This is a genomic window from Siccirubricoccus phaeus (assembly GCF_008360935.1).
GTDB classification, from domain to species: domain Bacteria; phylum Pseudomonadota; class Alphaproteobacteria; order Acetobacterales; family Acetobacteraceae; genus Siccirubricoccus; species Siccirubricoccus phaeus.
The window spans coordinates 291,396-316,421 of sequence record NZ_SRXO01000002.1; the positions used below are offsets into that span (position 1 = coordinate 291,396).

23 protein-coding genes are annotated in these 25,026 nt (G+C 71.9%); 8 read left to right on the forward strand and 15 right to left on the reverse strand.

What is annotated here, in order from left to right; translation table 11 throughout:
* Positions 1 to 2: 2 nt before the first annotated feature.
* Positions 3 to 782 (forward strand): NUDIX hydrolase, encoded by a 780-nt coding sequence (locus E5N76_RS29330; RefSeq protein ID WP_187829958.1) that lies wholly within the window; start codon positions 3 to 5, stop codon positions 780 to 782.
* Between the two features lie 157 nt (positions 783 to 939).
* Here the strand turns inward: E5N76_RS29330 and E5N76_RS03765 are convergent, their stop codons facing one another.
* From E5N76_RS03765 to E5N76_RS03780, 4 genes are all read right to left on the reverse strand, one after another.
* Positions 940 to 1,668: a haloacid dehalogenase type II gene (locus E5N76_RS03765; protein WP_149535959.1), complete on the reverse strand. Its 729-nt coding sequence runs from the start codon at positions 1,666 to 1,668 to the stop codon at positions 940 to 942.
* Positions 1,669 to 1,994: 326 nt separating this feature from the next.
* A complete protein-coding gene (locus tag E5N76_RS03770) occupies positions 1,995 to 2,855 on the reverse strand; it encodes an isocitrate lyase/PEP mutase family protein (protein ID WP_149535960.1) in 861 nt (286 codons plus the stop codon).
* 13 nt (positions 2,856 to 2,868) lie between these two features.
* Positions 2,869 to 3,606, reverse strand: a complete 738-nt coding sequence (locus tag E5N76_RS03775; RefSeq protein WP_149535961.1) for a Bug family tripartite tricarboxylate transporter substrate binding protein — start codon at positions 3,604 to 3,606, stop codon at positions 2,869 to 2,871.
* Complete coding sequence (locus tag E5N76_RS03780; RefSeq protein ID WP_149535962.1) at positions 3,573 to 3,830, reverse strand: tripartite tricarboxylate transporter substrate-binding protein; 258 nt, start codon at positions 3,828 to 3,830, stop codon at positions 3,573 to 3,575. Before E5N76_RS03780 ends, E5N76_RS03775 begins: the two co-directional genes overlap by 34 nt.
* Positions 3,831 to 3,935: 105 nt before the next feature.
* Between E5N76_RS03780 and E5N76_RS03785 the strand changes: the two genes are divergently transcribed.
* A complete protein-coding gene (locus tag E5N76_RS03785; protein WP_207791851.1) occupies positions 3,936 to 4,337 on the forward strand; it encodes a nuclear transport factor 2 family protein in 402 nt (133 codons plus the stop codon).
* Positions 4,338 to 4,500: 163 nt separating this feature from the next.
* Here E5N76_RS03785 and E5N76_RS03790 read toward each other — a convergent pair whose 3' ends face one another.
* From E5N76_RS03790 to E5N76_RS03805, 4 genes are all read right to left on the reverse strand, one after another.
* Positions 4,501 to 5,616 (reverse strand): Ldh family oxidoreductase, encoded by a 1,116-nt coding sequence (locus E5N76_RS03790; RefSeq protein WP_149535963.1) that lies wholly within the window; start codon positions 5,614 to 5,616, stop codon positions 4,501 to 4,503.
* Between the two features lie 201 nt (positions 5,617 to 5,817).
* Positions 5,818 to 6,798: a Bug family tripartite tricarboxylate transporter substrate binding protein gene (locus E5N76_RS03795; RefSeq protein WP_149535964.1), complete on the reverse strand. Its 981-nt coding sequence runs from the start codon at positions 6,796 to 6,798 to the stop codon at positions 5,818 to 5,820.
* Positions 6,795 to 7,706 carry a fumarylacetoacetate hydrolase family protein gene (locus E5N76_RS03800; RefSeq protein WP_149535965.1) on the reverse strand — a complete coding sequence of 304 codons (912 nt, stop codon included), beginning with the start codon at positions 7,704 to 7,706 and terminating at the stop codon, positions 6,795 to 6,797. Before E5N76_RS03800 ends, E5N76_RS03795 begins: the two co-directional genes overlap by 4 nt.
* Positions 7,707 to 7,709: 3 nt before the next feature.
* Entirely contained in the window at positions 7,710 to 8,591 is an 882-nt protein-coding gene (locus tag E5N76_RS03805) for a TauD/TfdA dioxygenase family protein (protein WP_149535966.1), read from the reverse strand.
* Between the two features lie 130 nt (positions 8,592 to 8,721).
* On the opposite strand from E5N76_RS03805, the gene E5N76_RS03810 reads away from it, so the two are divergent.
* The 3 genes from E5N76_RS03810 to E5N76_RS03820 are packed head-to-tail and all read left to right on the forward strand — an operon-like array spanning position 8,722 to position 11,708.
* Positions 8,722 to 9,705, forward strand: a complete 984-nt coding sequence (locus E5N76_RS03810) for a tripartite tricarboxylate transporter substrate binding protein (RefSeq protein ID WP_187829959.1) — start codon at positions 8,722 to 8,724, stop codon at positions 9,703 to 9,705.
* Positions 9,706 to 9,709: 4 nt separating this feature from the next.
* The gene (locus tag E5N76_RS30250) at positions 9,710 to 10,993 is read left to right on the forward strand and encodes an NAD(P)/FAD-dependent oxidoreductase (RefSeq protein WP_149535968.1); all 1,284 of its coding nucleotides are present in this window, start codon (positions 9,710 to 9,712) and stop codon (positions 10,991 to 10,993) included.
* 46 nt (positions 10,994 to 11,039) lie between these two features.
* Complete coding sequence (locus E5N76_RS03820; RefSeq protein WP_187829982.1) at positions 11,040 to 11,708, forward strand: DsbA family oxidoreductase; 669 nt, start codon at positions 11,040 to 11,042, stop codon at positions 11,706 to 11,708.
* A gap of 550 nt (positions 11,709 to 12,258) precedes the next feature.
* Here the strand turns inward: E5N76_RS03820 and E5N76_RS03825 are convergent.
* Entirely contained in the window at positions 12,259 to 13,968 is a 1,710-nt protein-coding gene (locus tag E5N76_RS03825; RefSeq protein WP_149535969.1) for a glycosyltransferase family 4 protein, read from the reverse strand.
* The gene (locus E5N76_RS03830) at positions 13,965 to 16,406 is read right to left on the reverse strand and encodes a hypothetical protein (protein ID WP_149535970.1); all 2,442 of its coding nucleotides are present in this window, start codon (positions 16,404 to 16,406) and stop codon (positions 13,965 to 13,967) included. Before E5N76_RS03830 ends, E5N76_RS03825 begins: the two co-directional genes overlap by 4 nt.
* Positions 16,407 to 16,718: 312 nt before the next feature.
* Between E5N76_RS03830 and E5N76_RS03835 the strand changes: the two genes are divergently transcribed.
* Together E5N76_RS03835 and E5N76_RS03840 are read left to right on the forward strand one after the other, a co-directional pair.
* Entirely contained in the window at positions 16,719 to 17,399 is a 681-nt protein-coding gene (locus E5N76_RS03835) for an NIPSNAP family protein (protein ID WP_149535971.1), read from the forward strand.
* A gap of 2 nt (positions 17,400 to 17,401) precedes the next feature.
* On the forward strand, positions 17,402 to 18,427 hold the full coding sequence (locus E5N76_RS03840) for an amino acid ABC transporter substrate-binding protein (protein WP_149535972.1): 1,026 nt from the start codon (positions 17,402 to 17,404) through the stop codon (positions 18,425 to 18,427).
* Between the two features lie 324 nt (positions 18,428 to 18,751).
* Here the strand turns inward: E5N76_RS03840 and E5N76_RS03845 are convergent, their stop codons facing one another.
* The 5 genes from E5N76_RS03845 to E5N76_RS03865 form a co-directional block, all read right to left on the reverse strand.
* Entirely contained in the window at positions 18,752 to 19,507 is a 756-nt protein-coding gene (locus tag E5N76_RS03845) for a lysozyme family protein (RefSeq protein WP_149535973.1), read from the reverse strand.
* Positions 19,508 to 19,763: 256 nt separating this feature from the next.
* On the reverse strand, positions 19,764 to 20,225 hold the full coding sequence (locus E5N76_RS03850) for a nitroreductase family deazaflavin-dependent oxidoreductase (RefSeq protein ID WP_207791853.1): 462 nt from the start codon (positions 20,223 to 20,225) through the stop codon (positions 19,764 to 19,766).
* 191 nt (positions 20,226 to 20,416) lie between these two features.
* A complete protein-coding gene (locus E5N76_RS03855; protein ID WP_149535974.1) occupies positions 20,417 to 21,337 on the reverse strand; it encodes a 2-hydroxyacid dehydrogenase in 921 nt (306 codons plus the stop codon).
* Positions 21,337 to 21,786 carry a type II 3-dehydroquinate dehydratase gene (locus E5N76_RS03860; protein WP_149535975.1) on the reverse strand — a complete coding sequence of 150 codons (450 nt, stop codon included), beginning with the start codon at positions 21,784 to 21,786 and terminating at the stop codon, positions 21,337 to 21,339. The genes E5N76_RS03855 and E5N76_RS03860 overlap by 1 nt, the downstream gene beginning before the upstream one ends.
* 25 nt (positions 21,787 to 21,811) lie before the next feature.
* Positions 21,812 to 23,569 (reverse strand): ABC transporter transmembrane domain-containing protein, encoded by a 1,758-nt coding sequence (locus E5N76_RS03865; protein ID WP_149535976.1) that lies wholly within the window; start codon positions 23,567 to 23,569, stop codon positions 21,812 to 21,814.
* 180 nt (positions 23,570 to 23,749) lie between these two features.
* On the opposite strand from E5N76_RS03865, the gene E5N76_RS03870 reads away from it, so the two are divergent.
* On the forward strand, positions 23,750 to 25,024 hold the full coding sequence (locus E5N76_RS03870) for an MmgE/PrpD family protein (RefSeq protein ID WP_149535977.1): 1,275 nt from the start codon (positions 23,750 to 23,752) through the stop codon (positions 25,022 to 25,024).
* Positions 25,025 to 25,026: the final 2 nt, after the last annotated feature.

Below are 25,026 nucleotides of genomic sequence, written 5' to 3' on the forward strand. Positions count from 1 at the left end.
GCATGGCCGAACCCGCCCCCGCCCGCCCCGCCGCCACGGTGCTGCTGCTGCGCGACGGGCCGGCGGGCCCCGAGGTGTTCATGGTGGTGCGCCACCGGCAGATCGAATTCGCCGCTGGCGCGCTGGTCTTTCCCGGCGGGCGGGTGGAGGCGGCGGATGCGGAGATCGCCGCCGGGCTGGATGCGGCGGATCCCTTCGCCGCGCTGCGCGTCGCCGCCATCCGCGAGGCCTTCGAGGAGAGCGGGCTGCTGCTGGCCCGTACCGAAGCGGGCGTGGCGCTGACGCCGGCGCAGGGGGCGGCGGTGGCGGCGGCGCACCGGGAGGCGCTGAATGCCGGCGCCCGCGGCTTCGCCGCGCTGCTGCAGGCGGAAGGGCTGGTGCCGGATATCGGCGCGCTGGTGCGCTTCGCCCATTGGGTGACGCCGGAGGATCTGCCGAAGCGCTTCGACACGCATTTCTTCCTGGCCCCCGCCCCGGGCGGCCATGCGGCGGCGCATGACGGGCATGAGGCGGTGGACAGCGTCTGGATCACCCCCGAGGCGGCGCTGGCGGCGGCCGAGGCAGGCACCCGCACCGTGCTGTTCCCGACGCGGCTCAACCTTCGCCGCCTCGCCGGCGCGGCCTCCCTGGAGGCGGCGCTGGCGGCGGCGCGGGCGCGGGAGGTGGTGCGGGTGCAGCCGGTGCTGGAGACGGATGCGACGAGCGGCGCCCGCTTCCTGCGGATCCCGGTGGAGGCGGGTTATGGCGGGCCGCTCTTCCCGGCCGGCACCCGGGCGATGTAGCCGGGCGCGCCTGTGGAGCGGCGCGGCGGGCCGCGCCGGCATGCGCCGTTGCCACTGCCAGGCGGATGGTGCGCTCCCTGCCGCCAGGCGGGGCGGGCGGAACCGCCTGGTGCTGGCGGCAGGGCGACGCGGCCGGCAGGCCGTGCCGGCCTGCCCTTCAGCAGCCCAGCTTGTGAGCCAGGTCCTGGAAATCCTTCGCCACCACGCTCCAGGTGCCGCTCGGCTCCAGATCCGTGGTCTGGTTCGGGCCGTGCTCGGTGGGGCGGGGGACGAAGGCGGTGGCGAGGCCGCATTTCTGCGCCGCCGCCAGGTCGTTGTTGTGCGCCGCGACCAGGCAGAGCTCGGCCGGGCGGATGCCGAGCACCTCGGCGGTGCGCAGATAGGCTTCGGGCTGCGGCTTGAAGGCCTGCGCCACTTCCGAGCCGAGGATGCCGTCCCAGGGGATGCCGGCGCGCTTCGCCATGTTCAGCATCAGCGCGATATTGCCGTTGGAGAGCGGCGCGATGATGAATTTCCGCTTCAGCCGGGTGAGGCCGGCGACGGCTTCCGGCCAGGGGTCGAGCCGATGCCAGGCGCGGTTGAACGCATCCAGCTCCGCCTCGCCGATGGCGGCGGGGCTGAGGCCGTAATCGGCCAGGACGGCGTCCAGGTTTTCCCGGTGGAGCACGTCCAGCCGGGTGAAGGGGCGGCGGCCGCTGCGGACCTGCTCCATCGCCGGCTGGTAGCGGCGGCGCCAGGCATCGGCGAAGCCGCGCGGGTCGATATCGCCGCGGCCGTGGCGGGCGAGGAACACCGCGGCGTCCCGCGCGATGCCCTCGCGCCAGTCCACCACCGTACCGAAGACGTCGAAGACGAGCGCCTTCACGCTCTCGAACTGCGCTGCCATGGCTGTGTCCCTCCTGTGTTCGCTCCTGCAGCCCTGGAGCGGCCTTGCTCCTTGGCTGAAGGCGCATTCATGCGCCTTCGACACGGTCGAAGGCGACCCATTGCGAGGGCCATGAGGCTGTTTTCGAGCCAAGGACGAAGCCGCGCGTCGTGGGAATAGCGCGGCTCCGGCGTGACGAACGGTGCCGCTGCGCGGCATCCTCGACTTGAAAACAGCCTCATGGCCGGGCTTGAGGTGCGCTCGGCGCGCCGGAGGCGCGCCTCCGGCGCGCCGTCGAGCGCGCACGAGGCGCCGGACGCGACGGCGCCCTGGGCGCCTCCGATCCGCTACTCCCGTGCCCAGCGCTTCTCGAACTCCCACACCTCCGGAAAGCCCATCAGCTCCGTCATGCGCTTGAAGCCGTAGCTCTCGCCGATGGCATTGCTGTCGCCTTCCGCCTTCAGATGGGCATAGGCCTTCTCCAGCGCCGCCGCCGCGGCGAGGAAGCCGATCGCCGGATAGATCGCCATGGCATAGCCGATCTCCGCTAGCCTCGCCGCCGGCAGGATGGGCGTGCGGCCGCCCTCCACCATATTGGCGAGCAGCGGCTTGTCGATGGCCTGGCCGATCGCCCGCATCTCCGCCTCGCTCTCCGGGCTTTCGATGAAGATGATGTCGGCGCCCGCTTCGGCATAGAGCTTCCCGCGGCGGATCGCCTCCTCCAGCCCCAGCGTCGTCCGGGCATCGGTCCGCGCGACGATGAGGAAATTCGGGTCGCGCCGCGCCTCCGCCGCCACCTGGACCTTCAGCGCCATCTCCTCCGCCGGGATGACGCGGCGGCCGGGCGTGTGGCCGCATTTCTTCGGCATCTCCTGGTCCTCGAGCTGGATGCCGGAGACGCCCGCCGCCTCATAGCCCATGACGGTGTGGCGGACGTTCAGCAGGCCGCCATAGCCGGTATCCGCATCCGCGATCACCGGCGTCGCCACGCCGCGCGCCATCTGGCCGACGCGCGAGACCATGTCCGTATAGGTGGCGATGCCGGCATCGGCGACGCCGAGATGCGAGGCGACGGTGCCGAAGCCGGTGACGTAGAGGCATTGGAACCCCAGCCCATCCGCCACCCTGGCGCTGATCATGTCGAAGATGCCGGGCGCCACGACGAAGCGCTTCGCGGCGAAGGCGGCCTTCAGCGCGGGGTTGGCCATGCGCGTCTCCTGCTCATTGCTGCTTCTGGATATGGCCGGCGGCGGCTGCCGCGGCCCAGAGCCGGTCCTCCCGCTCCGCCGCCGCCTGCAGCGCGGTGCCGGGGCCGAGGGCGGGCTCGATGCCCATGGCGGCGAAGCGCTGGCGCAGCGTCGCATCCTCGAAGGCGCGGGCGAGGGCCTGGTGCAGCCGCTCCACCACCGGCGCCGGCAGGCCGGACGGGCCGTAGAGGCCGACCCAGCCGGGAAGGTCGAATTCCGGGATGCCCTGCTCCTGCACCGTCGGCGTCTCGGGGAAGAAGGGGGTACGGGTGGCGGTGGAGACCGCGAGCAGCCGGACGCGCCCGCGCCCGGTCTGCATATGCGGCATGGCGCTGGCGGTGCTGGTCCAGCCCACCGGCAGATGGCCGGCGACGACGTCGTTCATCAACTGCCCGCCGGAGCGGTACTGCACATCCGGCATCTCCACCTGGGCGCGCCGCGCCAGCTCCTGCCCGATGAAGGAGGAGAGGCTTTCCGTGCTGCCGGTGCCGATGCGCCCCGGCTGCGCCCGGGCGCGCGCCAGCAGCGCGGGCAGATCGGCAAAGGGCTGGGCGGTGCCGGCGGCGAGCACCATGGTGTTGCGCGTCAGCAGCGCGACCGGAGTGAAATCCTTCAGCGGGTCGTAGGGCAGGGCGGGCAGGAAGTAGCGGTTGGCGACATGGGTGGAGACGACGGCCATCAGCGTATGGCCGTCCGGCTCCGCCCGCGCCACCAGCTCGGCCCGATCACGCCGGCGCCGCCGGCGCGGTTCTCCACCACCACCGGCTGGGGCAGGGCAGGGCGTAGCGCTTCGGCCAGGGCGCGGGCCAGCAGATCCGTGCCGCCGCCGGTGGCATAGGGCACCAGCAGGCGGATCGGCCGGCTGGGCCAGGCCTGCGCGAAGGCGGGCCGCGCCAGAAGGGGCAGGGCCAGCAGGGCGCGGCGCCCGAAGGACATGGTTGTTCTCTCCCGTTCGGGGCCGAGTATCCGGCGCTGCGCCGGGGATGCAAGGGGCGGGGTTTCCATGCCAGGATGCGCCGCATCAGGAGAGGAGGAGCGAACATGCCCGATGCCAGCGGCAAGCCGATGCCGGCGAGCGCCGTCGCCGAGATCGAGCAGGTGATCCAGACCTATTTCGACGGGTTGTACGAGGGCGATGCGGACAAGCTCGCCGCCGCCTTCCATCCTTGCAGCCATCTCTACTGGGCGAAGGATGGCGGCGTCGGCGACATGCCGCGGGAGGAATGGCTGGCCATGGTGCGCAGCCGTCCCTCCGCCAAATCCAAGGGGCTGGCGCGGGATGACCGGATCCTGATGCTGGACATCAGCGGGCCGGAGACCGCCTTCGTGAAGGTCGCCTGCCAGATCCCGCCCCGCTACTTCACCGACTACCTGGTGCTGAACCGCACCGAGGCGGGGTGGAAGGTGGTCAGCAAGGTATATCGGTTCGAGACGCGGGATTGAGGAAGGGCTCTGCCCTTCCTCAAACTCCGTCCCGCCAAGGGCCGAAAGGCCCTTGGAACCCGTGAGTTTGGCGTCCCGACGACCGTCGCGGCCGAAATTCATGGTTTCCAAAGGCCCTTCGGCCTTTGGTGGGGGGTCGAGGGGGGCAAAGCCCCCCTCGGTCTCAGGCGTTGGGCCTGAGCAGATAAGGCGCGCCGCTCCGCTCGCAGATCCCCCGGATCAGCGCATCCAGGCTGTCCGGCACCGGCACGCCCAGGCGGAGCCGTTCCTCCCGCATCCGGTCTTCCGGCTCCCCGGCCACCAGCACCGGCTCCGCCGGGTCGGCGGGCGGCGTGGCGTGCAGGATGTCGATGACGTCGTCCAGATCGCTCTCGAACTCGCCCTCGGCGCGGAAGGCGCGCGGGTCCAGCGCCAGGAAGAAATGGCCGATATTGTGCGGCAGGCTGGGGTCCGGGTTGCGGTTGCGGATGGGCGAGAAGCTGGCGCCCACCAGCGCGCCGCCCAGGATGTGCACCATCATCGCCAGCCCGTAGCCCTTGGCGCTGCCGCGCTCCTCCACCCCGCCCAGGGGCGTGATGCCGCCTTCCTTGCGCTGGAAGACGAAGGCGTTGCCCTCATGCGGGTCGGTCACGCCCTGCCCCTTGCCGTCCAGCACCCAGCCTTCCGGCAGCGGGGCGTCGTTCAGGTGGTGCACCTTCACCTTGCCGGCGGCGACGGTGGTGGTGGCCATGTCCAGCACGAACGGGTTGTTGCGCTTCGCCGGCGCGGCGAAGGCCAGCGGGTTGGTGCCGAGCACCGGCATGGCGCCGCGCGTCGGCACCATGGTGACGCCGCGGGTCGAACTCGTGACCATGCCGATGACGCCGCGCGCGGCGGCGATGCGGGCATAGGCGCCGGCGGCGCCGAAATGGTGGCTGTTCACCACCCCGACCACGCCGATGCCCTGCGCCAGCGCCTTGTCCACCGCGAGGTTCATCGCCATGGCGGCCACCGGATGGCCGAGGCCGTCCCCGGCATCCAGCAGGGCGGTGGGGCCGGTGTCCCGCACCAGGCGCGGCAGGGCGGCGGGCTTGATGCGGCCCTGCTGCACGCCTTCCTCATAGGTCATCAGCATCGAGAGGCCGTGGCTGTCCACGCCGAGCAGGTCGGTTTCCACCATGATCTGCGCGGTGGTCTTCGCCTGTTCCTCCGGCATGCCCCAGCGCGTCAGGATGGCGTGGATCTGGGCGTTGATCGCTTCTGCCGGCACGCGCCGCCCGGTGGTGACGTTCTTTGCCATGGTTCTGGCCTTCCCTTTCTGCACGCGCCCCGGGCGCATGGCTGCAACCTGCCCCCACTGTTGCCCCGGCGCGGCTTTGCCGCGACGGGCCGTGCGAGGTGTGTTCATCCGGGCCGAAGGGGCCCGAGGCGGCGCGCAGCGCCCGCCTGGGCCGCGTAGGACAGGGCCCCCGCGAAGGCGCGAAGCGACTTCGTGGGGAAATCAGTCCACGCTCGCGCCGGAAGCCCGCACGATCGGCACCCAGCGCTCGATCTCGCTGGCGATGAAGGCGCGGGTGCGCTCCGGCGTCATCCCCTCCGGGATCGTATTGCCCAATTGCAGCAGCCGCTCCCCCACTGCGGGTGCGCGCAGCGCCTCGGCGATCTGCTCATAGAGGAATTGCCGGATCACCATCGGCGTCCCCAAGGTCGTGCTCCAGGGCGTCCAGGTGGTGGCGATGTATTCCGGCAGGCCGGTCTCCGCGCTGGTCGGCACGTCGGGCGCCAAGGGCGAACGCTCCGGCGTGGCGATGACGATGCCGCGCACCGCGCCGCTGCGGAAATGCTCGGCGAGGAAGGAGATGGTGTCGGCCTGGAATTGGGTGCGTCCGGCCACAAGATCGGTGAAGGCCGCGGCCGAGCCGCGATAGGGGATGTGCTGCGCCTCCACCCCCAGCATCTGCACCAGCATGGCGCCGGCGATATGCCCGGTGGTGCCGTTGCCGGAGGAGCCGAAGGTATACTTGCCGGGATTGGCCCGCAGCAGCTCCCGGAACTCCGCCAGGGTCCGCACGCCGAGCGAGGGATGCACCGCGACCGCGACCGCCGAATGGCTGCTGATGGTGATGTGGTCCACCCCGGTCAGCGGATGCACCTTCAGCCGGTTGCCGTACAGCCCGACATTCAGCGTGTGGGAACCGAGCGCGCCGACCAGCAGGGTGTAGCCATCGGGCGGCGTCGCCGCCACGGTCTCGAAGGCCACGGTCCCGCCGCCGGAGGGGCGGTTCTCCACCAGGAATTGCTGGCCGGTCTGCTGCGAGAGCTGCTGCGCCACGATCCGGGCGTTGATGTCCGCATTGCCGCCCGGCGCCAGCGCGACGACGATGCGCACCGGCCGGTTCGGGTAATCCGTCCCCGGCGCCCTGGGCTGCGCCACCGCGGCGCCAGCCAGCAGCGCCAGCACCGCGGCGATGATGTGCCTCATGCCTCCCCCCCGATCCCATGCTCCAGCACGCCGACGCGGTCCACTTCCAGCCGCAGCTTGTCGCCGGGCTGCAGGTAGCGCGGCGGGGTGCGGAAATGCCCGACGCCGGCCGGCGTGCCGGTGGCGATCACGTCGCCTGGCTGCAAGGTGACGAAGCGGCTCAGCCAGGCGACCAGCGCGGCGACGCTGAAGATCAGGTCATGCGTGTTCCCCTCCTGCACCTTCTCCCCGTTCAGGAAGCAGCGCAGGCCGAGCTGCCAGGGCTCGCCGACCTCGTCGGCCGTCGTCAGATACGGCCCTATCGGGCAGAAGCCGTCCAACCCCTTGCCGAAGCTGGTCATGCCGATCGGGTGGTCGAATTGCAGGGCGCGGTCGGTCAGGTCGTTCAGCACGGTGTAGCCGGCGATGGTGTCCAGCGCCGTCCCCTCCGGCACGTTGCGCGCCGGGCGGCCGATGACGACGCCGAGCTCCACCTCCCAATCCGGCTTCAGCGCCGCCTTGGGGATGGTCACCACGCTGCCCGGCCCGCAGACGGAGGAGGTGGGCTTCAGGAAGATGCGCGGCGCCTCCAGCTTCGGCCCGCCCACCTCCTTGGCATGGTCGGCATAGTTCCGCCCGACGCCGAGGATCTTTCCGGGTTGCAGCGGCGCGCAAAGCTTCACCGTGGAGAGCGGCCGGCGCAGCGCGACGCTTTCCGGCCGCGCCGCGAAGGCGACGGCCCGGGCCGCCGTCACCAGCGCCGCCTCGCCCGCCGCCAGCAGCCCGCGCATATCCTCCGGCAGGCGCTGCGGCGCCTCGCCGGCGGCGGCGCAGGCCGCTTCCAGCGCCGGCTGCAGCGCCACCACCGCCTCGCCCAGCACGGCGCCGATGCGCGTCGCGCCATCGGCCTCGAAAGTGACGAGCTTCATCGTTCAGGCCGCCATGGCGGCGTAGTCGAGCGTCGCCATGATCTGCACCCGGAGGATATAGCGATGCTCCTTCGGCCCGTAATCGGCGACGGCGTTGTGCACCGTGCCGATATTGTCCCACATCAGCAGGTCGCCCGGCGCCCAGTCATGGCTGTAGAGGTATTTCTCCTGCGCCTGGTGGCGGAACAGGAATTCCAGCACCGCATCGCTCTCGGTGCGGTCCATGCCGGGGATGTACATGGCATAGCCCGGGTTGCAGTAGAGCACGCGGCGGCCGGTGATCGGGTGCACCCGGAAGATCGGCTGCTCCACCGGCGGCTTCTTCGCCCGCTGCTCCGGCGTCAGCGCCTTGCGGATGCTGCCGGGACGCTGGCGCATCACATCCCAGAATTTCTCGAAGTCGTGCACCGCCATGCGGCCTTCCAGCCGCGCCACCAGCTCCGCCGGCAGATCGTCATAGGCGGCGTGCATGTTGCGGAACTGCGTGGCGCCGAGCGGCTTGCCGTCGCGCAGCGGCACCTGCTTCGCATGCAGCGCATTGGCCAGGGCGATGTCCTCGGAATAGGACATGTCGGTGTGCCAGCCCTGGCCGGCATCGTTCAGCCCCAGCGGCTTCCCCGCCGCATCCTTCATGTTGGAGAGGATCATCACCTCCGGATGCCCCGGGGCGTGGAACATGTTCGCCACGTTCACTTCCAGTTCGCCGAAGCGGCTGCCGAAATCGGCGAGGTGCGGCGCTTCCAGATCCTGGCCCGGGAAGCACAGCACCCCGTACTGGCCAAGCGCCCGCAGCACGGTGCGGTGATCGGCAGGGGAGAGCGGGCGGGCCAGATCGATACCTTCGACCCGGGCGCCGAGCCCGGCATTGTTCGGCGTGATGCGCATGGACGGGGACCTCCGCGCGCAAAATCGGTCGGGCGACCGGTCAGGTCAAGCTTGCGCCTGGCACGCCGGCGGCGGAGCATGGCCGGAACGGGCGGCGGCCGAAGCCTCGCCCATCACGGGAGGAAACCTCATGCGCATCGCCCGCCGGGCACTGGCCGCCCTGGCGCTCGCCGCCCCGGCCAGCCTCATCGCCCGCGGCCCGGCCCGGGCCCAGGGCGAATATCCCAATCGCAGTGTCCGTCTCGTCGTCGGCTACCCGCCGGGGGGCAGCACCGATCTGGTGGCAAGGCTGCTGGCGGAACGCCTGGCGAAGCGCTGGGGCCAGCCGGTGGTGGTGGAGAACCGCGCCGGCGCCAGCGGCGCCCTTGGCGCGGACCAGGTGGCCAAGGCGGCGCCGGACGGCCATACCCTGCTGCTCGGCGCCTCGGCCGAAATGGCCATCCTGCAGGCCACCATGCGCAACCTCCCGGTGGATGTGGCGAAGGAATTGACGGGCATCACCTGGCTGACCCTGCAGCCCTTCCTGGTGCTGGCCCATGCCGGCCTGCCGGTGGAAAGCCTGGCGGATGTCGTCGCCTATGCCCGCACCCGCCCGGGCGCGCTAAATTACGGCAGCTTCGGCAACGGCACCTCCACCCATCTGGTCGGCGAGATGCTGCGGCTCGGCGCCGGCATCGACCTGACGCATGTGCCCTATCGCGGCAGCGGGCCGCTGATGGTCGATCTCATCGCCGGCCAGGTGCAGCTTTCCTTCGACACCATCCCCTCCTCCCTGCCGCATCTCCGGGAGAAGCGGCTGAAGGCGCTGGCCCTCTGCCATGACCAGCGCCTGCCCAGCGTGGCCGGCGTGCCGACGGTGGCGGAGGCGGGCTTCCCCTACCTCACCGGCGCCACCTGGGCGGTGCTGGCCGGCCCGGCGCGGCTGCCGGAGCCGATCCAGGCGAAGCTCGCCGCCGATGCCAGGGCGGTGATGGCGGAGGGGCTCGGCACCCTGCTGCATGATCGCGGGCTGGAGCCGATGGCGGCCTCGCGGGAGGACACCACCGCCTTCCTCGCCGCCGAGCGGCAGAAATGGGCGGCCATCGCCGCCAGGGCGGAGGTGCGCATAGAATAGCGGCATGGACTCGCCTGCCGCCTCCTCCCCTGGCCCTCCCCGCATCATCGTCATCGGCGCCGGCATCGTCGGCCTCTGCACCGCCTGGCACCTGGCGCGCGGCGGCGCCCGGGTGCTGGTGCTGGATGGCGAGGCGCCGGGCAGCGGCGCCTCCTCCGGCAATGCGGGCGCGATCAGCGCCGGTTCGGTGGCGCCGCTGGCCATGCCGGGCGTCCTCAAGCAGGTGCCGCAGATGCTGCTGGACCCCGCCGGGGCGCTGCACATCCCGCCGCGCTACTGGCCGCGCGCGGCGCCCTGGCTGCTGCGCTTCGTCGCCGCCGCCCGCCCGGCGCGGGTCGCCAGCATTGCGGAAGCGCTGGCCAGCCTGCTCTACGGCGCCATGGAGCAGCACCGGCTGATCCTCGCCGAGGAAGGCGCGCTGGACCTGATCAGCGAGACCGGCCAGCTCTACCTCTACCGCGACCGGGGGCATTTCCAGAAGGACGCCGGCGGCTGGGCGCTGCGGCAGCAGCACGGCATGCGGGTGGAATTCCTGGAGGGAAAGGCGGCGATCCAGGCGCTGGAGCCGGACATGCAGGGCGACTACCAGCTCGGCCTCTTCATCCCGGAGCAGGGCAGCAGCGTGAACCCGCTGCGCCAGGCCCAGGTGGTGGCGCGCGGGGTGGAAAGGCTGGGGGGCGAAATCCGCCGCGCCAAGGTCACCGCCATCGCCACGGAAGGCGGCCGGGTCCTCGGCGCCAGGACCGAGTCCGGGCTGGAACCGGCCGACCAGGTGGTGCTGGCCGCCGGCGCCTGGTCCGGCCGGCTGCTCGCCCCGCTCGGCATCAAGGTGCCGCTGGAGACCCAGCGGGGCTACCATGTGATGCTGCCCGCCGCCGGCATCGAGGTCCGGCGCCCGGTGGTGCCGGCCGACCGCAAGGCCTTCATCTCCCCCATGGAGCATGGGTTGCGCATCGCCGGCACGGTGGAATTCGGCGGGCTGGACCACCCGCCCACCCCCCGCCGCGCCGCCCTGCTGCTGGACGACCTGCGCAACGCCTTCCCCCAGGCTCGCACCGAGGGCGCCGAGGGCTTCTGGATGGGCCACCGCCCCTGCCTGCCGGACAGCCTGCCGGTGCTCGGCCCGGTCCGCGCCTGGCCTGGCCTCTGGTGCGCCTTCGGCCATGGGCATCTCGGCCTCACCGGCTCCGCCCCCAGCGGCGCCGCCCTGGCCCGGGCGATCCTCGGCCCGGCGCCGAATCTCGATTTCACCCCCTTCGCGGTGGAACGCTTCGCCGGGGCGGTCTAGCCTTGCCCGGTCATGCCAGTCCCTCCCGCCTTGCGCCGCTGACGCCGTGAACCTCCTCGCCCCGCCCCGCGCGCGCCTGCCCATCGAGGTCGTCTTCGACCTGGTCTGCCCCTGGTGCTTCCTCGGCATCCGCCGGCTGCGCCGTACCTTGCGGGCCCGGCCGGACATTGCGGCGGAGCTGGTCTGGCGGCCTTTCCTGCTGAATCCGGACCTCTCCCCCCAGGGGGTGCCGCGGCAGGAATACCTGGTGCGGAAATTCGGCGGCGAGGAGCGCGCCCGCCGCCTGCACGGCACCATCGCCGAGCTGGGCCGGGCGGAAGGGGTGGATTTCCATTTCGAGCGCATCCGCCGGGTGCCGCATTCCCTCGATGCCCACCGGCTGGTCCGCTGGGCCGCCCGCTACGGCGCCGCGGACCCGATCGTGGAGGCGGTCTTCGAGGCCTATTTCCTGCACGGGCTGGATATCGGCGAGACCAGCGTGCTCGCCGGCATCGCCCAGCGCCAGGGGCTGGACGGCCAGGCGGCGCGCCGCTTCCTCGGCACGGTGGCGGAGGTGGAGGCGGTGCATGCGGATAATCTCCGCGCCCATCGCCTGGGCATCAACGGCGTGCCCTGCTTCGTCATCGCCGGCCGCCACGCCATCGCCGGCGCGCAGGAGCCGGAGGTGCTGGAACGCCTGCTGGACGTGGCGCTGGTGGAGGGGATGGGCGCTTAGCCCGGCGCCCCTGGCCCTGCCCCTTTGGCCCCGCCCCCTTTGGCCCGCCCCCTTGGCCGGGCCCGCCGCGACGGCCCCCGCATCGGCGGGAATCCGCCACGGCGGAGGTGGTGCCCGGCAACCCTCTAGAGCGGGATCGGTTGAGCTGCGCTCACCCGCCCCGCTCTAGCTTATGGATTGTAGAGCAGATTCACGCCTCCGGGCGATGCCGCCCTCCGGCGATCTGCTCTAGCTCATTGTTCGGTCGCGTGATTCACGGTCTCGGTCGATTCGACCTCAACCGATCACGCTCTAGTGTCCCGATTCCGAAGTCCTGCGGACTTCGTTCTCGGGCCACTAGCTTTGTTTTCAGTGGCCTGCTTGTCCGCTCCGTTCGCTGGAAATCCAGCGAACTTCGCGGGCAGGACACTAGGCCAGGAGCGGCTTCTCCGCCCGGCCGGCTGGGGCGCCTTCCGGCGAGGCGGAAGCCGCTATGACCCTGCCCGGACAACCCCCCCCCGGCACCGCCCAGGCGGGGCAGGACCGGGGCAGGCGCCGGCCGCTGCCGGCCTCAGGCCGAGGCGAGCTGCCGATGCCCCCATTCCACATGCCGCCGTGCCTCGGCATTGCTGCGGTCGAGCTGCATGGCCATCTCGTAATAGGCCAGGGCATGCGGCGTGCGCCGGGCCAGCTTGAACAGATGGCCAAGCTGCAGATGCAGGTCGGCATCCTGCGGTATCCGGGCCAGCGCCTCGTGGTAGGCGTCGTAAGCGGCCTTGAGCTTGCCCGCCTCCTTCAGCATGTGGCCGTACTGCACCCAGATCCCCGCCTCATCCGGCCGCAGGCGGAGCGCCTGGCGATAGGCGCGCGCCGCCGCCACCCAGTCCCGCCGGCCCCGGGCGGCATCCCCGGCCTTCACCGCCTGGGCGAAATCATCCAGCGCCGCCTCGGGACCCTCGGGGATCACCGCATCGCCGGCCGGCAGCTCCTCCAGCGGCAGGGCCTTCGGCCGGACGAGGCCGCCGGCCGCCATCGCCTCGGCCAGGGCGCCGCGCACCCCGGCCAGGTGGCTGTCCCAGCCCGGCGGGGCGAAGCGGGACAGCGCCGCGCGCCGCGCCGCCCGGGCCGCCGCCGATTCGCCCGCATAGGCCAGGATGCGGTCGCGCCAGCCCCGCACATCCAGCGGGTCGACCGCATCGCCCAAGCCCTGGCTCGCCTCCCGCAGCACCGGGATGTCGGAGCAGATGACCGGCACCTGGAGGGCGAGGGCCTCCACCACCGGGATGCCCCAGCCTTCCGCGAAGCTCGGGAACAGCGCGGCCCGAGCGTTCTGCAGCCAGGCCCGCATGTCCGCATCGCTCAGCCCGCTCAGCTCGATGACATGCGGCCGCAGCACCTCGCAGCGGTCGAGCATGGCGAAGACATGCTGGCATTCCCAGCCGCGGCGGCCGATGAGCACCAGCTTCGGCACCTGCGCCGCCGGCAGCTCCTGCGCCAGGGCGCGCCAGAGATGCAGCAGGGTGACGTGGTTCTTGCGCGGCTCGATGGTGCCGACGCAGACGAAATAGGGCTGGTCGAGCGGCGGCGCCGCCGCCGGCCCGGCCGCCGCGAAGCCCTTCTCGAGGCCAATCCGCGCCACATGGATGGCGGGGCAGCGGAAGCCGCGGGCCGCGGCCCAGGCCTCGAGGCTCCGCTGCGTCGCCGCGGAATTCACGATGAGGGCGGTGCCAAGGGAAAGGGCGGCGCGCATCCGTGCCTCATGCGTCGCCTTGTCCCCCGGGGGGACGTATTCCGGGAACTCGATCGGGATCAGGTCGTGGACGAAGAAGACGCCGCCGCTGACATGGTTCAGCAGCCGGCCCAGCGCCTCCTGATCGCCCAGGCCGTGATGCGAGGCATTCATATAGACGCTGCGCGGGTAGCGCAGGCCGAATTGCCGCGGCCCCGCCGCGGCCTCGGCCAGCGCCTTGCCCTGGGGCGTGGGGCCGAGCAGCCCGGCCTGCTGCAGCACCGGCTCGATCTCCGTGCCCGGGCCGCCCGCGATCCAGCGATCGGCGAGATGCGCCAGCAGCCTTCGGCCGGCCGAGCGCGGCACTTCCACGATGGTGCCGCCGCGCTGGGCGACCAGCATGGACGGCCCCCATTCCCCGCCCGCGGCGCAGAGGGCGTAGCGCAGATCCACCCGGTCGATCCCGGTCGGGGTGTGCTGGGCGTGGCGCGTGACCAGCCGGCTGAGGTCGTAAAGGATGCCGCCCTCCGGCGGCAGGGCGGGGGCGCTCATCGGCCCCACTTCATGTTGAGCGTGGTCCTCAGCGCGTCGCGCGTGACGTCGAACAGCGGCACCGGCGGCGGGGTGTCGCTATGGCCGAGGATGTAGGCCCAGTAGGGCGCCTCGAAGATCGCCGGCGGCGCCGCGACATACTGCCCCTTCTCGAACACCTCCTCATGCGCCGCCCCGGTGACGTCCACATGCACCGGCCGGTCGATGTAGCGCTGCACCGGGCGCTGGAAGAAGGGCGCCTCCACCAGCGTGCCGGAGGAAAGGCTGGCGGCCAGCGCGATCTCCGGCCGCGCCAGCAGGTCGTAGACATTCGCGTCGATCCACTCGCAGCGCGGCAGGGTGGCGACGAAGGCCTTCAGCTCGGCGGCGTCCCGCCGGTGCGGGTGCACCTTGTAGTAGACCTTCGGATAGCGCGAGGAGAGTTCGAGCAGCGCCGTCTCGACATCCTCGGCCTCATACATCCGGCCGCGGTGGATCAGCGAGGAGTCGCGGTTCATCTGGCCGATGAAGAGGGCGGCGCCGGGTTCCAGATCCGCCCGGCGGAAGACGCGGATGGTACGGGCGGCGGAGAGGCGGGCGAAATCGGCGAAGAGCCTGGCGGGGACCTGCAGCGCGTGCAGCCGCTGGCTGATGGCCGGGACGTTGCTGCGGATGCCGAACATGTACTCGGGCAGGTAGCGGATCGGGTGGATGGTCAGATCGATGAAGCCGATGCCGTGGCGGTCGAAGATACGGCGCAGATAGGGCGGCAGCTCGTAGCTGACCACGAGGTCGCCGGCGAAGCGGCTGGCGATGTCCTCCTCCAGCGCCGCATCCTCCAGCCCGGCATAGAGCGAGGCCCAGCCGGCCGTGCTGAATTCCCGCTGCAGCCGGCGGAAGATGGCGAGCCGGGCGAGGGGGTTCGGGTAGTCCTCCGCGACGAAGGCGCGGCAGGGGCGGCCGGTGATCTCCCGCAGCAGCGGGCCGAACAGGGCATGGATCCAGGCGATGTTGGTCGCCTGCGGGTTCGGCAGGCGCTTCGGCTCGTGGTCTTCCACCCGCAGCAGGTCGCCGGTGAAGGTGACGGCGCCGGTGCTGCTGACCAGGGCGGGCTCTGCCGCGTATTGCGGCTTCAGGACGGTCACGTTGACGGTCTCCGGTGTTTGAGGGGGTGGCGAGCGGGTCGGGGCCAGGCCGGGGCCATGGCCTTCAGCCAGGGCGGAGGGGGCCGGGCGGGGCGCCGCCGGCGCCGCCCGGAGCGCGCCCTGCCCGCTGGCGAGGTCGGCTCCTGGCTGGGGTTCGGCGACGCGCGGCGCGGCGGGCGGGCCGGAGAGCTCGGGGGCGGCAATTCCGGTTGCGGCCCGGTCCGGCGCCGGGGCGGCGGGCGGCTCGCCCTGCGGCACCGGCGCCGGCCCGGGCGCGGGTTCCGCCTCGGGCTCGGGCAGCGGCCCGCGGAATTCGGCGGCCGGAACGCTGGCGGCCGGGGCTTCCATGGCCCGGGCTCCGGCGGTCGGCGCCCTGGCGGCCGGCGCCGCCAGGACCAGGGCCCGCGCGGCCCCGACTCCGGCGGCCGGGGGTGCAACGGCCAGGGCTGCGACGGCAGGGGTTCGGGCAGCCGGCGATTCGGCTCCCGCAGCTTCGGCGGCAGGGCCCGGCGTGACGGCAGGGGCGGTATCCGGCCGCTGGCCCTTCCCGGCAGCCAGCCTTGCCAGCCACAGGCGCAGCGGCTCGGCGGGCAGGGCCGGATGCGGCCGGGCGCCCGCCGCCACCCCCTGAGTGAGGAAATGCACCAGCGGATTCTCCGCCGGGGCGTAGCGCGCCGCATACCAGGGCAGGTCGAAGAGCGGGTTGGGCGACAGCCCCTGGGCCGCGCCGAGCTGCACGAAATGGGTCAGCGGATTGACCCCCGCCGCCCGCAATTCCGGAAGCTGCGCGGCGTAGAAGCCGGGATCGAAGGCCGGGTGCGGCGACAGCCCGGCGGCGAAGCCCTCCGTCAGGTAATGGCGGAAGAGCCGTTCCGCCGGCACCCCCGGCACCTGGGCAGCGTACCAGGCGGGGTCGAAGAGCGGATGGGGGCTGGCCTCCGCCGCCGCGCCGCGCCGCAGGTAGTGGCCGAGCGGCGTGGCGGCGAAGAGCCGCCAATCCGGCTCGGTCGCCTGGTAATGCGCCGGGTCGAAGAGCGGATGCGGCGCGGTCAGCGGCGCTTCCCGCACCTGCCAGGCGACGGCGCCGTGCGGGGCCTCGGCCGCTTCCGGATGCTGTTCGGTGAACCAATGCGCGTCGAACAGGCCGGAGGCGGCGATATGGGCGATTTCCACCGCCACCGGATCGGCGGGCGGCGCCTCGGCCGCCGCCGGGGCCGGGTGCGGCAGCAGGCGGCCGAGATAATCCAGCAGGCCACGCCCGGACAGGGTCCGGGCCCCGCCATCCGGCCTGGGCGGCAGCAGGGTGAGGCTCATGACGCCACCCCTTGCCCGGCACGGGCGGGGATGGGGCAGGCGTCACCACCTGGGAAACGGCACGCGGCTGCATCTGCAACCCGGCCTTGGCGCGCATCTTGCGGCATCGCGGAAGTCCGTTGCAAAGGGGCGACACCGGACTTACGGCCGCGAGGTTGAAAGGATCGTTAAGGAAACAACCCTCGGGCGCTATTACCCCTTGTTGACGAACCGGCCGCCGCCCCCGCCGCGCCCACCCCCGATTGACCGCGCCGCGCCGCTGTGCCGCACTCCGCGGATCCGGGGAGGCCCGGCCAAGGAAGGAGCGACGCCATGTTTCTCGAACAGCGGATCTACACGGCCCATGCCGGCAAGCTGCCGCTCTGGCTGAAGGCCTATGGCGAGATCGGCGGCGCCGCCTCCGGCCGCACCCTGACGCCGCTGATCGGCATGTTCACGGTGGAATTCGGCCAGATCAACCGCGTGCTCTTCGTCCGCGGCTTCGACGACATCGACACCCGCGAGGAGAACATGCCGAAGCGGGATGCCGATCCGGACTGGCAGCGCTTCCTGGCGACGACGCGGGAAAGCGGGGCGCTGTTCGCCCAGGAAGCCAAGCTGCTGAAGACCCTGCCCTTCTCCCCGCTGCAGAAGGTGGGCCAGCCCTTCGAGCGGAAGCTCGAGGGCACCGGGATGTTCGTCGATCACCGCACCTACGACTTCCACCCGGGCAAGATGCAGGCCTGGATCGACGCCTATCGCGACATCGGCCTGCCGGTGCAGCAGCGGCTGCTCGGCCAGCTCCTCTGGTTCGCGGTGACGGAGGTTGGGCCGATCAACCAGATCGTCTTCGCCTGGGCCTATTCCTCGCTCGCCGATCGCGACCGCCGGCGCACCGCCATGGCGAGCGATCCGGGCTGGGCGGAGTTCCAGAAGGCCACCGCCCCGCTCGGCGCGCTGAAGCAGCAGACCAACCTGATCCTGAAGCCGGTGCCCTGGTCGCCGATCCGCTGACCATGCGCCGGATTCTCTTTCTGGCCCTCTTCGCTCTCGGCCTGGGGCTCGTCCCCTGGGCCGGGGGCGCCCGGGCGGGGCAGACCTTCGACAACGTCAAGGCGCGCGGCACGCTGAATTGCGGCGTGAATGTCGGCGTCGCCGGCTTCTCCCTGCCGGACAGCCAGGGGGTGTGGCGCGGCATGGATGCCGATCTTTGCCGCGGCGTCGCCGCGGTGATGTTCGGCGACGCGTCCAAGGTGCGCTTCGTGCCGCTGACCGCGGTGCAGCGCTTCACCGCATTGCAGTCCGGCGAGATCGACGTGCTGATCCGCCAGACGACGCTGACCATGACGCGGGACACGACGCTCGGCCTGCGCATGGTGGTGGTCTATCTCTATGACGGCCACGGCTTCATGGTGCGGAAGGATGCCGGCCTGACGGACCCGAAGGGCATGGAGGGGATGACCATCTGCCTCTCCCCCGGCACGACGAATGAGCTGGTGACGACCGACTGGTTCCGCGCCAACAACCTCCGCTTCACCCCGCTGCTGCAGGAGCGGATGCAGGACAATGCCGCGGCGCTGCAGGCCGGGCGCTGCGACGCGATCGGCACGGATGCAACGCAGCTCGCCGCGCTGCGCAGTCAGTTCACCCGGCCGGGCGACTACGTCATCCTGCCGCAGCGCTTCTCCAAGGAGCCCTACGGGCCGGTGGTGCGGCGCGACGACCAGGAGTGGTTCGACGTGGTGCGCTGGACCATCTCCGCCCTGATCCAGGCGGAGGAGCTGGGCGTGACCAGCGGCAATGCCGAGCAGCTGCGGCAGAGCCCCAACCCGGAGATCCGCCGGCTGCTGGGGGTGGATCCGGTGCTCGGCCAGTCGCTGAAGCTGGACCCGGCCTGGGCCTACAACCTGATCCGCGCCATCGGCAATTACGGGGAGCTGTTTGAGCGGACCATCGGCCCGAACACCCCGATCGGGCTGGAGCGCGGGTTGAACCGGCTCTGGACCGATGGCGGGCTGATGTATTCCTGGCCCATGCGCTAGTGTCCCGATTCTGAAGTCCTGCGGACTTCGTTCTCGGGCCACTAGCTTGTGTTTTCAGTGGCCTGCTTGTCCGCTGCGTTCGCTGGAAATCCAGCGAACTCGCGGGCAGGACACTGGAGCGGGATCGGTTGAGCTGCGCTCACCCGCCCCGCTCTAGCTCATTGTTCGGTCGCGTGATTCACGGTTTCGGTCGATTCGACCTCAACCGATCACGCTCTAACGCTCCCCACGCCGCCGCTGCGCGGCGCCGCGGGGCCCCTGGAGTTGCTGTGCTCCCTCGGCCTCTCACAGCCTGCCGCGGCAGGACATGGGCGGCGCTTGCGCCTACAGCCGTCGGGCGCCGGCGATGGGGGTGCGGCCGGCCAGCGGGATGGGCAAGGCACGATAGGCGGCCAGGCCGCGCCCCACCGTGCCAGGGGCGGCGGGGGTGAGCGCCGCCCGGTCGGCGCCGTTGGAAAGCATGAAGCCGCCGCTGCCCGGGATGGGCGCCGCCGGCGCAGGCTGCGGGCGCAGCGCCGCCATGGCGGTGGCCGGGGCCTCCGGCGTCCCTTGTTCGGCCAGCAGCGCCGCCGTCACCCGGGTGCGATAGGCGCTGGCGAAATCCGGCGTCTGGGAATGGTAGTGGCTGGCACTCACCATCCAGTCGCCGCGGGCCGCCTGCAGCTCGATCAGGAAGCGGGCGGCGTAGCGGGCATTGGCCAGGGGGTCGAAGGCCTCCTCCAGGCTGGCGAAGGCGTTGGGGTGGTGGCGGAGGTTGATCTGCAGGCAGCCCACATCGATGGACCGCACCCCCTGGGCCTGGAGCTGCCGCACCGCGGCAATGGCTGCCGGCTTGTCCGGGAAAAAACTGCCGCGCCCCTCCGCATTGATGGTCCAGGGCCAGGGGTGGAAGGCGCCGCTTTCGGGGTCCCGCCGGCCGCTTTCCACGCGCCCGATGGCCGCCAGCAGCCGCGGCGGGAGGTTGGCCTCGCGTTCCACGGTGGCGATGGCGGCGCGGCAGAGCTGGCCCTGCTCCACATTCTGCGCCATGGCGGGCCAAGCGAGGGCCAGGGCGAGCAGCAGCAGGGGCAGGGCGGGCATGGCGGGGGCCTCCTCCCCGGCCGGCATGGCGGGGCGGAGGGGAAGCGCAACGGGCGTGCCAGGCGGGGGCTCCGCCCCCGACACCCCCGGCAGAGGGCGCTGCCCTCTGCACTCCCGCCGGGGCCAGGACCTGGCCCCGGACCCCGGTCCGAGTTTCAGACCCGTGGGTTGAACCTGCCGACTCGAGGCGGTTGGCGGCGGTGCCGCCAACGGGCAGCGCCCCCGCCGGAGTATGAGGGGCGAAGCCCTAGCTGCCTCAATTCACTGGGTCGAGCAGCACCACCGGGATCTCGCGTTCCGTCTTCTTCGCGTAATCCGCATAGGGCGGCCAGAATTTCAGCGCCTTCTCCCACAGCTTCGCGCGTTCCGGCCCGGTGACGGTGCGGGCGCGGACGGGGATGCGGCGCGTGCCCACCTGCACCTCCGCCAGCGGGTTCGCCAGCAGGTTCTTGTACCAGCCGGGATGGTCCGGCGCCCCGCCCTTGGAGGCGACGATGATGAAGCTGTCGCCTTCGGTGCCGTAATAGAGCGGGAAGAGGTATTTCTCCCCGGATTTGCGCCCGGTGGTGATCAGCAGCAGGGCCGGAACGGTGATGGGCTGCCCGTCCGGCAGCTTCGCATCGTACATATGACCATCCGTGCCGCCGCTGGAGAGGTAGCGGTGGACATGGTCCAGCATCCATTGCGGCAGGTTCGGGGCGATCTTGGCGTCCGACATGGCCTTCTCTCCTTCCTGTTGGAGGCTAGCATGTGGGTTGCCCGCGCCGCGCGGAAAGGCGGCCCCCCGCCGCACGGCCTGAGGCCGCCCGTTGCCCTGCCGCGGCTTTGCCGCGGCAGGCTGTGCGAGGCTTCCGTTACCAAGCGCCTCCGGAGCCCCATGAAGCTGCGCCAGCAGCTTCGTGGGGAGAGTCAGTACCCCCGCCCCGGATCGACCTGGTGCAAGGGCGGCTCGCCGCGGAGGACGCGGCGGATGCTCTCCGCCACGTCGCGGGCGGCGCTGTCCGGCACGGTTATGCTGGCGAGGTGCGGGGTGATCAGCACATTCTCCATGCGCCAGAGCGGGTGACCCTCCGGCAGCGGCTCCTGGTTGAAGACGTCGAGCGTCGCCGCCTCCAGCGTGCCGTCGCTGAGCGCGACCAGCAGCGCCGCCTCATCCACCACCGGGCCGCGGCAGGCATTCACCAGCTTGGCGCCGCGCGGCAGCAGGCCGAACTCCCGTGCCCCGATCAGCCCTCGCGTGTCCGGCGTGAGGGGCACCAGCGCGACTAGGATCTCGCTCTCCGCCAGCACGGCATCGAGCGAGCCTTCCCACCGCACGCCGGGGATGCTCTTCGGGCTGCGCGACCAGCCGGTGACGCTGTAGCCCATGCCGGCCAGCGCCTGCGCCGCCGGCCCGCCCAGCTCCCCCAGGCCGAGCACGCCCACCCTGATCCGGTCCAGCGCCCGCGGGTGGCGGTACTCCCACGCGCCGCGCCGCTGGGCGCGCTCGAAATGGTGGATGTCCCGGGCATAGCGGGTGACGGCGAAGACCACATAGCTGGTCATCAACTGCACCATGCCGGGGTCGTTCAGCCGGGCGATGGGGACGGGCGGCAAATCGTCCCGCCCCACCAGGCTGTCCACGCCGGCGCCGAGATTGACCACCAGCTTCAGCTTCCGCATGGGCGCGAAGAAACCGGCGGGCGGCTTCCAGACCATCGCCGCCTCGATCTCCGCCGGGTCGCCGAGCGCGGGCGCCACGCGGAACTCCGCCTCCGGCAGGACAGCGCCGAGGGCGCGGCGCCAATCCTCCGGGTCATCCACCTCGCTGAAGAAGGCGACGGCCACCATCAGCGGGAGACTCCGGCGGCGATGAGATCGGCCATGGCGCCGATCGCCAGCTCATAGCCCAGCGGGCCGAGGCCGCAGATGGAGGCGGTCGCCGCCTTGCTGGTGAAGGTCTTGTGCCGGAAGGGCTCGCGGCGGTGGATGTTGCTCATATGCACCTCGATCACCGGGCCCTCGATCATCAGCAGCGCGTCCAGCACCGCGATGGAGGTGTAGGAGAGGCCGGCGGCGTTGATCAGCAGCCCATCGGCGCGTTCGCGGGCTTCCTGGATCCAGTCGATGAGCTGGCCTTCATCGTTGGTCTGGCGGAATTCCAAATCCAGCCCGTGGCGTTCGGCGGCGGCCAGGCAGCGGGCGCGGATCGCCGGGAAGCTTTCCGTCCCATAGGTGCCCTTGGCGTCCAACCCGTACAGATTGGCGTTCGGGCCGTTGAGGAAATAGGCGGTCAGCATGCGGCGGTCTCCAGCCCGCATGGTTTCACGCGCCGACGACGGGCGCCACGCCGAATTGCAGCGCCGCCAGCCTGGCATAGAGCCCGCCCTGGCGCACCAGCGAGTCGTGCGTGCCGCTCTCGGCGATCCGCCCGCTGTCCAGCACCAGGATGCGGTCGGCGCGGCGGACCGTCGCCAGGCGATGCGCCACCACCAGCGTGGTGCGGCCCTGGGCCAGGCGTTCCAGCGCCTGCTGCACCGCCTGCTCGCTCTCGGCGTCCAGCGCGCTGGTGGCTTCATCCAGCAGCAGCACCGCGGGGTCGCGCAATATGGCGCGGGCGATGGCCAGGCGCTGCCGCTGGCCGCCGGACAGCATCACCCCCTTGGTGCCGAGGAAGCTGGCATAGCCCTGCGGCAGCGCCCGCAGGAAGCCATCCGCCGCCGCAGCCTGCGCCGCCGCCACTACCTCGGCGTCATTCGCCTCCTGCCGGCCGAAGCGGACATTGTCCGCGGCGCTGGCGGAGAAGATCACCGGCTCCTGCGAGACCAGCCCGAGCCGGGCGCGCAGCGCCGCGGGATCGACCTGGGTGATGTCCACGCCATCCAGCGTGATGCGCCCCGCCTGCGGGTCATAGAAGCGCAGCAGCAATTGCAGCACCGTGGTCTTGCCGGCGCCGGAGGGGCCGACCAGCGCCACATGCTCCCCCGGCGCGATGGTGAAGGAGATGCCGTCCAGCGCCGATTGCTCCGGCCGCGAGGGGTAGCGGAAGGAGACCTCCTCGAAGGCGATACGGCCGCGCGTCGGGCTCGGCAGCAGGGCGGGGTGGGCCGGCGCGGCGATGGCGGGCGGCACCTCCAGCAGCTCCACCAGCCGCTCCGCCGCGCCGGCGGCGCGCTGCACATCGCCCCAGACCTCGCTGATCTGCGCGCCGGCGCTGGCCATCAGCACGGCATAGAGGACGAAGGCCGAAAGCTCCCCGCCCGTCATCCGCCCCGCCAGCACGTCCCGCCCGCCGACCCAAAGGGCGAAGGTGATGGCCCCGAAGCCGAGCAGGATGACGACCAGCACCTGCATGGACCGCGTGGCGATCCGCCGCTGCGCCGCGGCGACGGAGGCTTCCGCCTGGGCGGCGTAGCGGGCACTTTCCGCCGCTTCCCGGGTGAAGGCCTGCACGGTGCGCAAGCCGTGGATCGCCTCCTCCGCCGCCACGCCGAGATCCGCCACCCGCTCCTGCGCCACCCGGCTGAGGCGCTTCTCCCGCCGGCCGAAGGTGACCAGCGGCAGCACCACCAGCGGCACCACCACGGCCACCAACCCGGCCAGTTTCAGGCTCGTCACCAGCAGCATGCCGAAGGCGCCCGCCGCCATCAGCGCGTTGCGCAGCCCCTGGGAGACGGCGGAGCCGATCAGCGTCTGCAGCAGCGCCACATCGGCGGAAAGGCGGGAGAGGATGTCGCCGGTCCGCGCCGTCTCGAACCAGGCGGGCGAGAGGCGGAGCAGATGGTCGAAGACCTGGCGGCGCAGATCGGCGGCCACCCGCTCCCCGAGCCAGGTGACGAGCCAGTAGCGCCCGGCGGTGGCGATGCCGAGGGCCGCCACCAGGCCGAACATGCCGAGCGCCGCCACGTCCAGCCCCGTGGTGCTGCGGCTGGCGAAGCCGGCATCGATGAGATGGCGCAGGCCCTGGCCAAGGGAGAGGACAAGCTCGGAGGCGAGCAGCAAGGCCAGCCCCGCCAACACCACCCGGCCGCGATAGGGACGCAGGAAAGGCAGCAACAAGCCGAGGGAAACAATGCGGGACATGCCGGAGGCTCGCAGACGAGAGGGGCGTCGCGGCGGTGCCGCGACCCCCTCGTTGTACGCGGTGCATCCAACCCCCACCACCGCAGCCGAAAGCCCTTTGGAGACCAGGGGTCCCAAACCCGACGGGCACACCGCCAAGCCAGTCTGGCGCCGCCGCGCCGGCCCCGGCACACTCACCCCATGCCCGACGCCCTTCGCAACCACGCCGCCCTGATCCTGGCCGATACGCTCGGCGCCATCCTCGCCGGGCATCGGGAAGGCAGCGTCAGAGCCATCACCGCCCGGCACGCGGGAGGCGGCGTGAAGCTGGTGGGATGCACCGCCGCCGCGCCGCCCCCCATGGCCGCCTTCCTCACCGGCTATGCCGGCACGGCGGTGGAACTGGACGAGGGCAACTACGCCGCCGGCGGCCATCCCGCCATCCACGCCATCGCCCCGGCCCTGGCCGAGGCCGCTGCCACCAACCCCAGCGGCGAGGCGCTGCTCTCCGCCATCATCGCCGGCTATCATGAGGGCTCCCGCGTCGGCCACGCCATGCGGCTGCGTCCCGCGGCGCATCCGCACGGCACCTGGGGCGTGATCGGCGCCGCAGCGGCGGTGGCGACGCTGCGCGGCTATCCTCCGGCATGGCTGCGGGCGGCGCTGGACCTCGCGGCGAGCCTCGGCCTCGCCACCAGCGTCACCGCCTCGCTGCGCGGCGGCTCCGTGCGCAACATCTATGCCGGCGCGGCGGCGCAGAACGGGCTGCTGGCGGTGGACCTGCTGGAGGCCGGCGTCACCGGCGAGCCGGGCGGCATCCCCGTGGTCTTCGGCCAGGTGATCGGCGAGGGCTTCGACCAGGCGGCCTATGACGCCTCCGCCACCCGCCCCTTCATTCTGGAAGCCTTCCTCAAGACCAACGCCTGCTGCCGCGAGACCCAGGGGGCGCTGGAGGCGATCGAATTGCTGCTGGCGGAGTCCCCGCTGGACCCCGGCCAGGTCGCGGCGATCGAGGTCGCCACCTTCGCCTCCGCCGCCACGCTGTCCGAGCGCGCGCCGGTCTCACCCATTGCCGGTCGCTTCAGCATCCCCTTCACCGTAGCGACGCGCATCCTGCGTGGCCATGCCTGGGTGGAGGCCTTCGCCGAGGAGGCCATCGCCGACCCGGCGACGCGCGCCCTGGCCGCCAGGGTGAGCGTGCGCGAGGAGCCAGCCTATACGGCGCGACAACCGGCGGAGCGCGTCTGCACCCTTGTGCTGCGCCTGGCGGATGGCTCGGTGCGGGAGTGCACGGTCATCGGCACCCCTGGCGACCCCGACCGCCCGCTGCCCGAAGCCGCCATGCGCGACAAATTCCGCCGCATGGTCGAACCAGGTTTCGGCCCCCGCTGGGTGGAAATGTGGGAGATGGCGCGCGGCGTCGATCGTCTGCCGCGCTGTGCCGAACTGGTCGCCGCCTTTCGCCCCACAGTTTGAAC

What these genes read in the sequence shown, in the direction of transcription:
- E5N76_RS03835 (WP_149535971.1), top strand. Translation starts at nt 16,719, where the DNA reads ATGTTTCTCGAACAGCGGATCTACACGGCCCATGCCGGCAAGCTGCCG.
- E5N76_RS03765 (WP_149535959.1), bottom strand. Translation starts at nt 1,668, where the DNA reads ATGGCAGCGCAGTTCGAGAGCGTGAAGGCGCTCGTCTTCGACGTCTTC.
- E5N76_RS03845 (WP_149535973.1), bottom strand. Translation starts at nt 19,507, where the DNA reads ATGCCCGCCCTGCCCCTGCTGCTGCTCGCCCTGGCCCTCGCTTGGCCC.
- E5N76_RS03785 (WP_207791851.1), top strand. Translation starts at nt 3,936, where the DNA reads ATGCCCGATGCCAGCGGCAAGCCGATGCCGGCGAGCGCCGTCGCCGAG.
- E5N76_RS03800 (WP_149535965.1), bottom strand. Translation starts at nt 7,706, where the DNA reads ATGAAGCTCGTCACTTTCGAGGCCGATGGCGCGACGCGCATCGGCGCC.
- E5N76_RS29330 (WP_187829958.1), top strand. Translation starts at nt 3, where the DNA reads ATGGCCGAACCCGCCCCCGCCCGCCCCGCCGCCACGGTGCTGCTGCTG.
- E5N76_RS03830 (WP_149535970.1), bottom strand. Translation starts at nt 16,406, where the DNA reads ATGAGCCTCACCCTGCTGCCGCCCAGGCCGGATGGCGGGGCCCGGACC.
- E5N76_RS03865 (WP_149535976.1), bottom strand. Translation starts at nt 23,569, where the DNA reads ATGTCCCGCATTGTTTCCCTCGGCTTGTTGCTGCCTTTCCTGCGTCCC.
- E5N76_RS03770 (WP_149535960.1), bottom strand. Translation starts at nt 2,855, where the DNA reads ATGGCCAACCCCGCGCTGAAGGCCGCCTTCGCCGCGAAGCGCTTCGTC.
- E5N76_RS03860 (WP_149535975.1), bottom strand. Translation starts at nt 21,786, where the DNA reads ATGCTGACCGCCTATTTCCTCAACGGCCCGAACGCCAATCTGTACGGG.
- E5N76_RS03780 (WP_149535962.1), bottom strand. Translation starts at nt 3,830, where the DNA reads ATGTCCTTCGGGCGCCGCGCCCTGCTGGCCCTGCCCCTTCTGGCGCGG.
- E5N76_RS03850 (WP_207791853.1), bottom strand. Translation starts at nt 20,225, where the DNA reads ATGTCGGACGCCAAGATCGCCCCGAACCTGCCGCAATGGATGCTGGAC.
- E5N76_RS03790 (WP_149535963.1), bottom strand. Translation starts at nt 5,616, where the DNA reads ATGGCAAAGAACGTCACCACCGGGCGGCGCGTGCCGGCAGAAGCGATC.
- E5N76_RS03795 (WP_149535964.1), bottom strand. Translation starts at nt 6,798, where the DNA reads ATGAGGCACATCATCGCCGCGGTGCTGGCGCTGCTGGCTGGCGCCGCG.
- E5N76_RS03825 (WP_149535969.1), bottom strand. Translation starts at nt 13,968, where the DNA reads ATGAGCGCCCCCGCCCTGCCGCCGGAGGGCGGCATCCTTTACGACCTC.
- E5N76_RS03870 (WP_149535977.1), top strand. Translation starts at nt 23,750, where the DNA reads ATGCCCGACGCCCTTCGCAACCACGCCGCCCTGATCCTGGCCGATACG.
- E5N76_RS03805 (WP_149535966.1), bottom strand. Translation starts at nt 8,591, where the DNA reads ATGCGCATCACGCCGAACAATGCCGGGCTCGGCGCCCGGGTCGAAGGT.
- E5N76_RS03840 (WP_149535972.1), top strand. Translation starts at nt 17,402, where the DNA reads ATGCGCCGGATTCTCTTTCTGGCCCTCTTCGCTCTCGGCCTGGGGCTC.
- E5N76_RS30250 (WP_149535968.1), top strand. Translation starts at nt 9,710, where the DNA reads ATGGACTCGCCTGCCGCCTCCTCCCCTGGCCCTCCCCGCATCATCGTC.
- E5N76_RS03855 (WP_149535974.1), bottom strand. Translation starts at nt 21,337, where the DNA reads ATGGTGGCCGTCGCCTTCTTCAGCGAGGTGGATGACCCGGAGGATTGG.
- E5N76_RS03810 (WP_187829959.1), top strand. Translation starts at nt 8,722, where the DNA reads ATGCGCATCGCCCGCCGGGCACTGGCCGCCCTGGCGCTCGCCGCCCCG.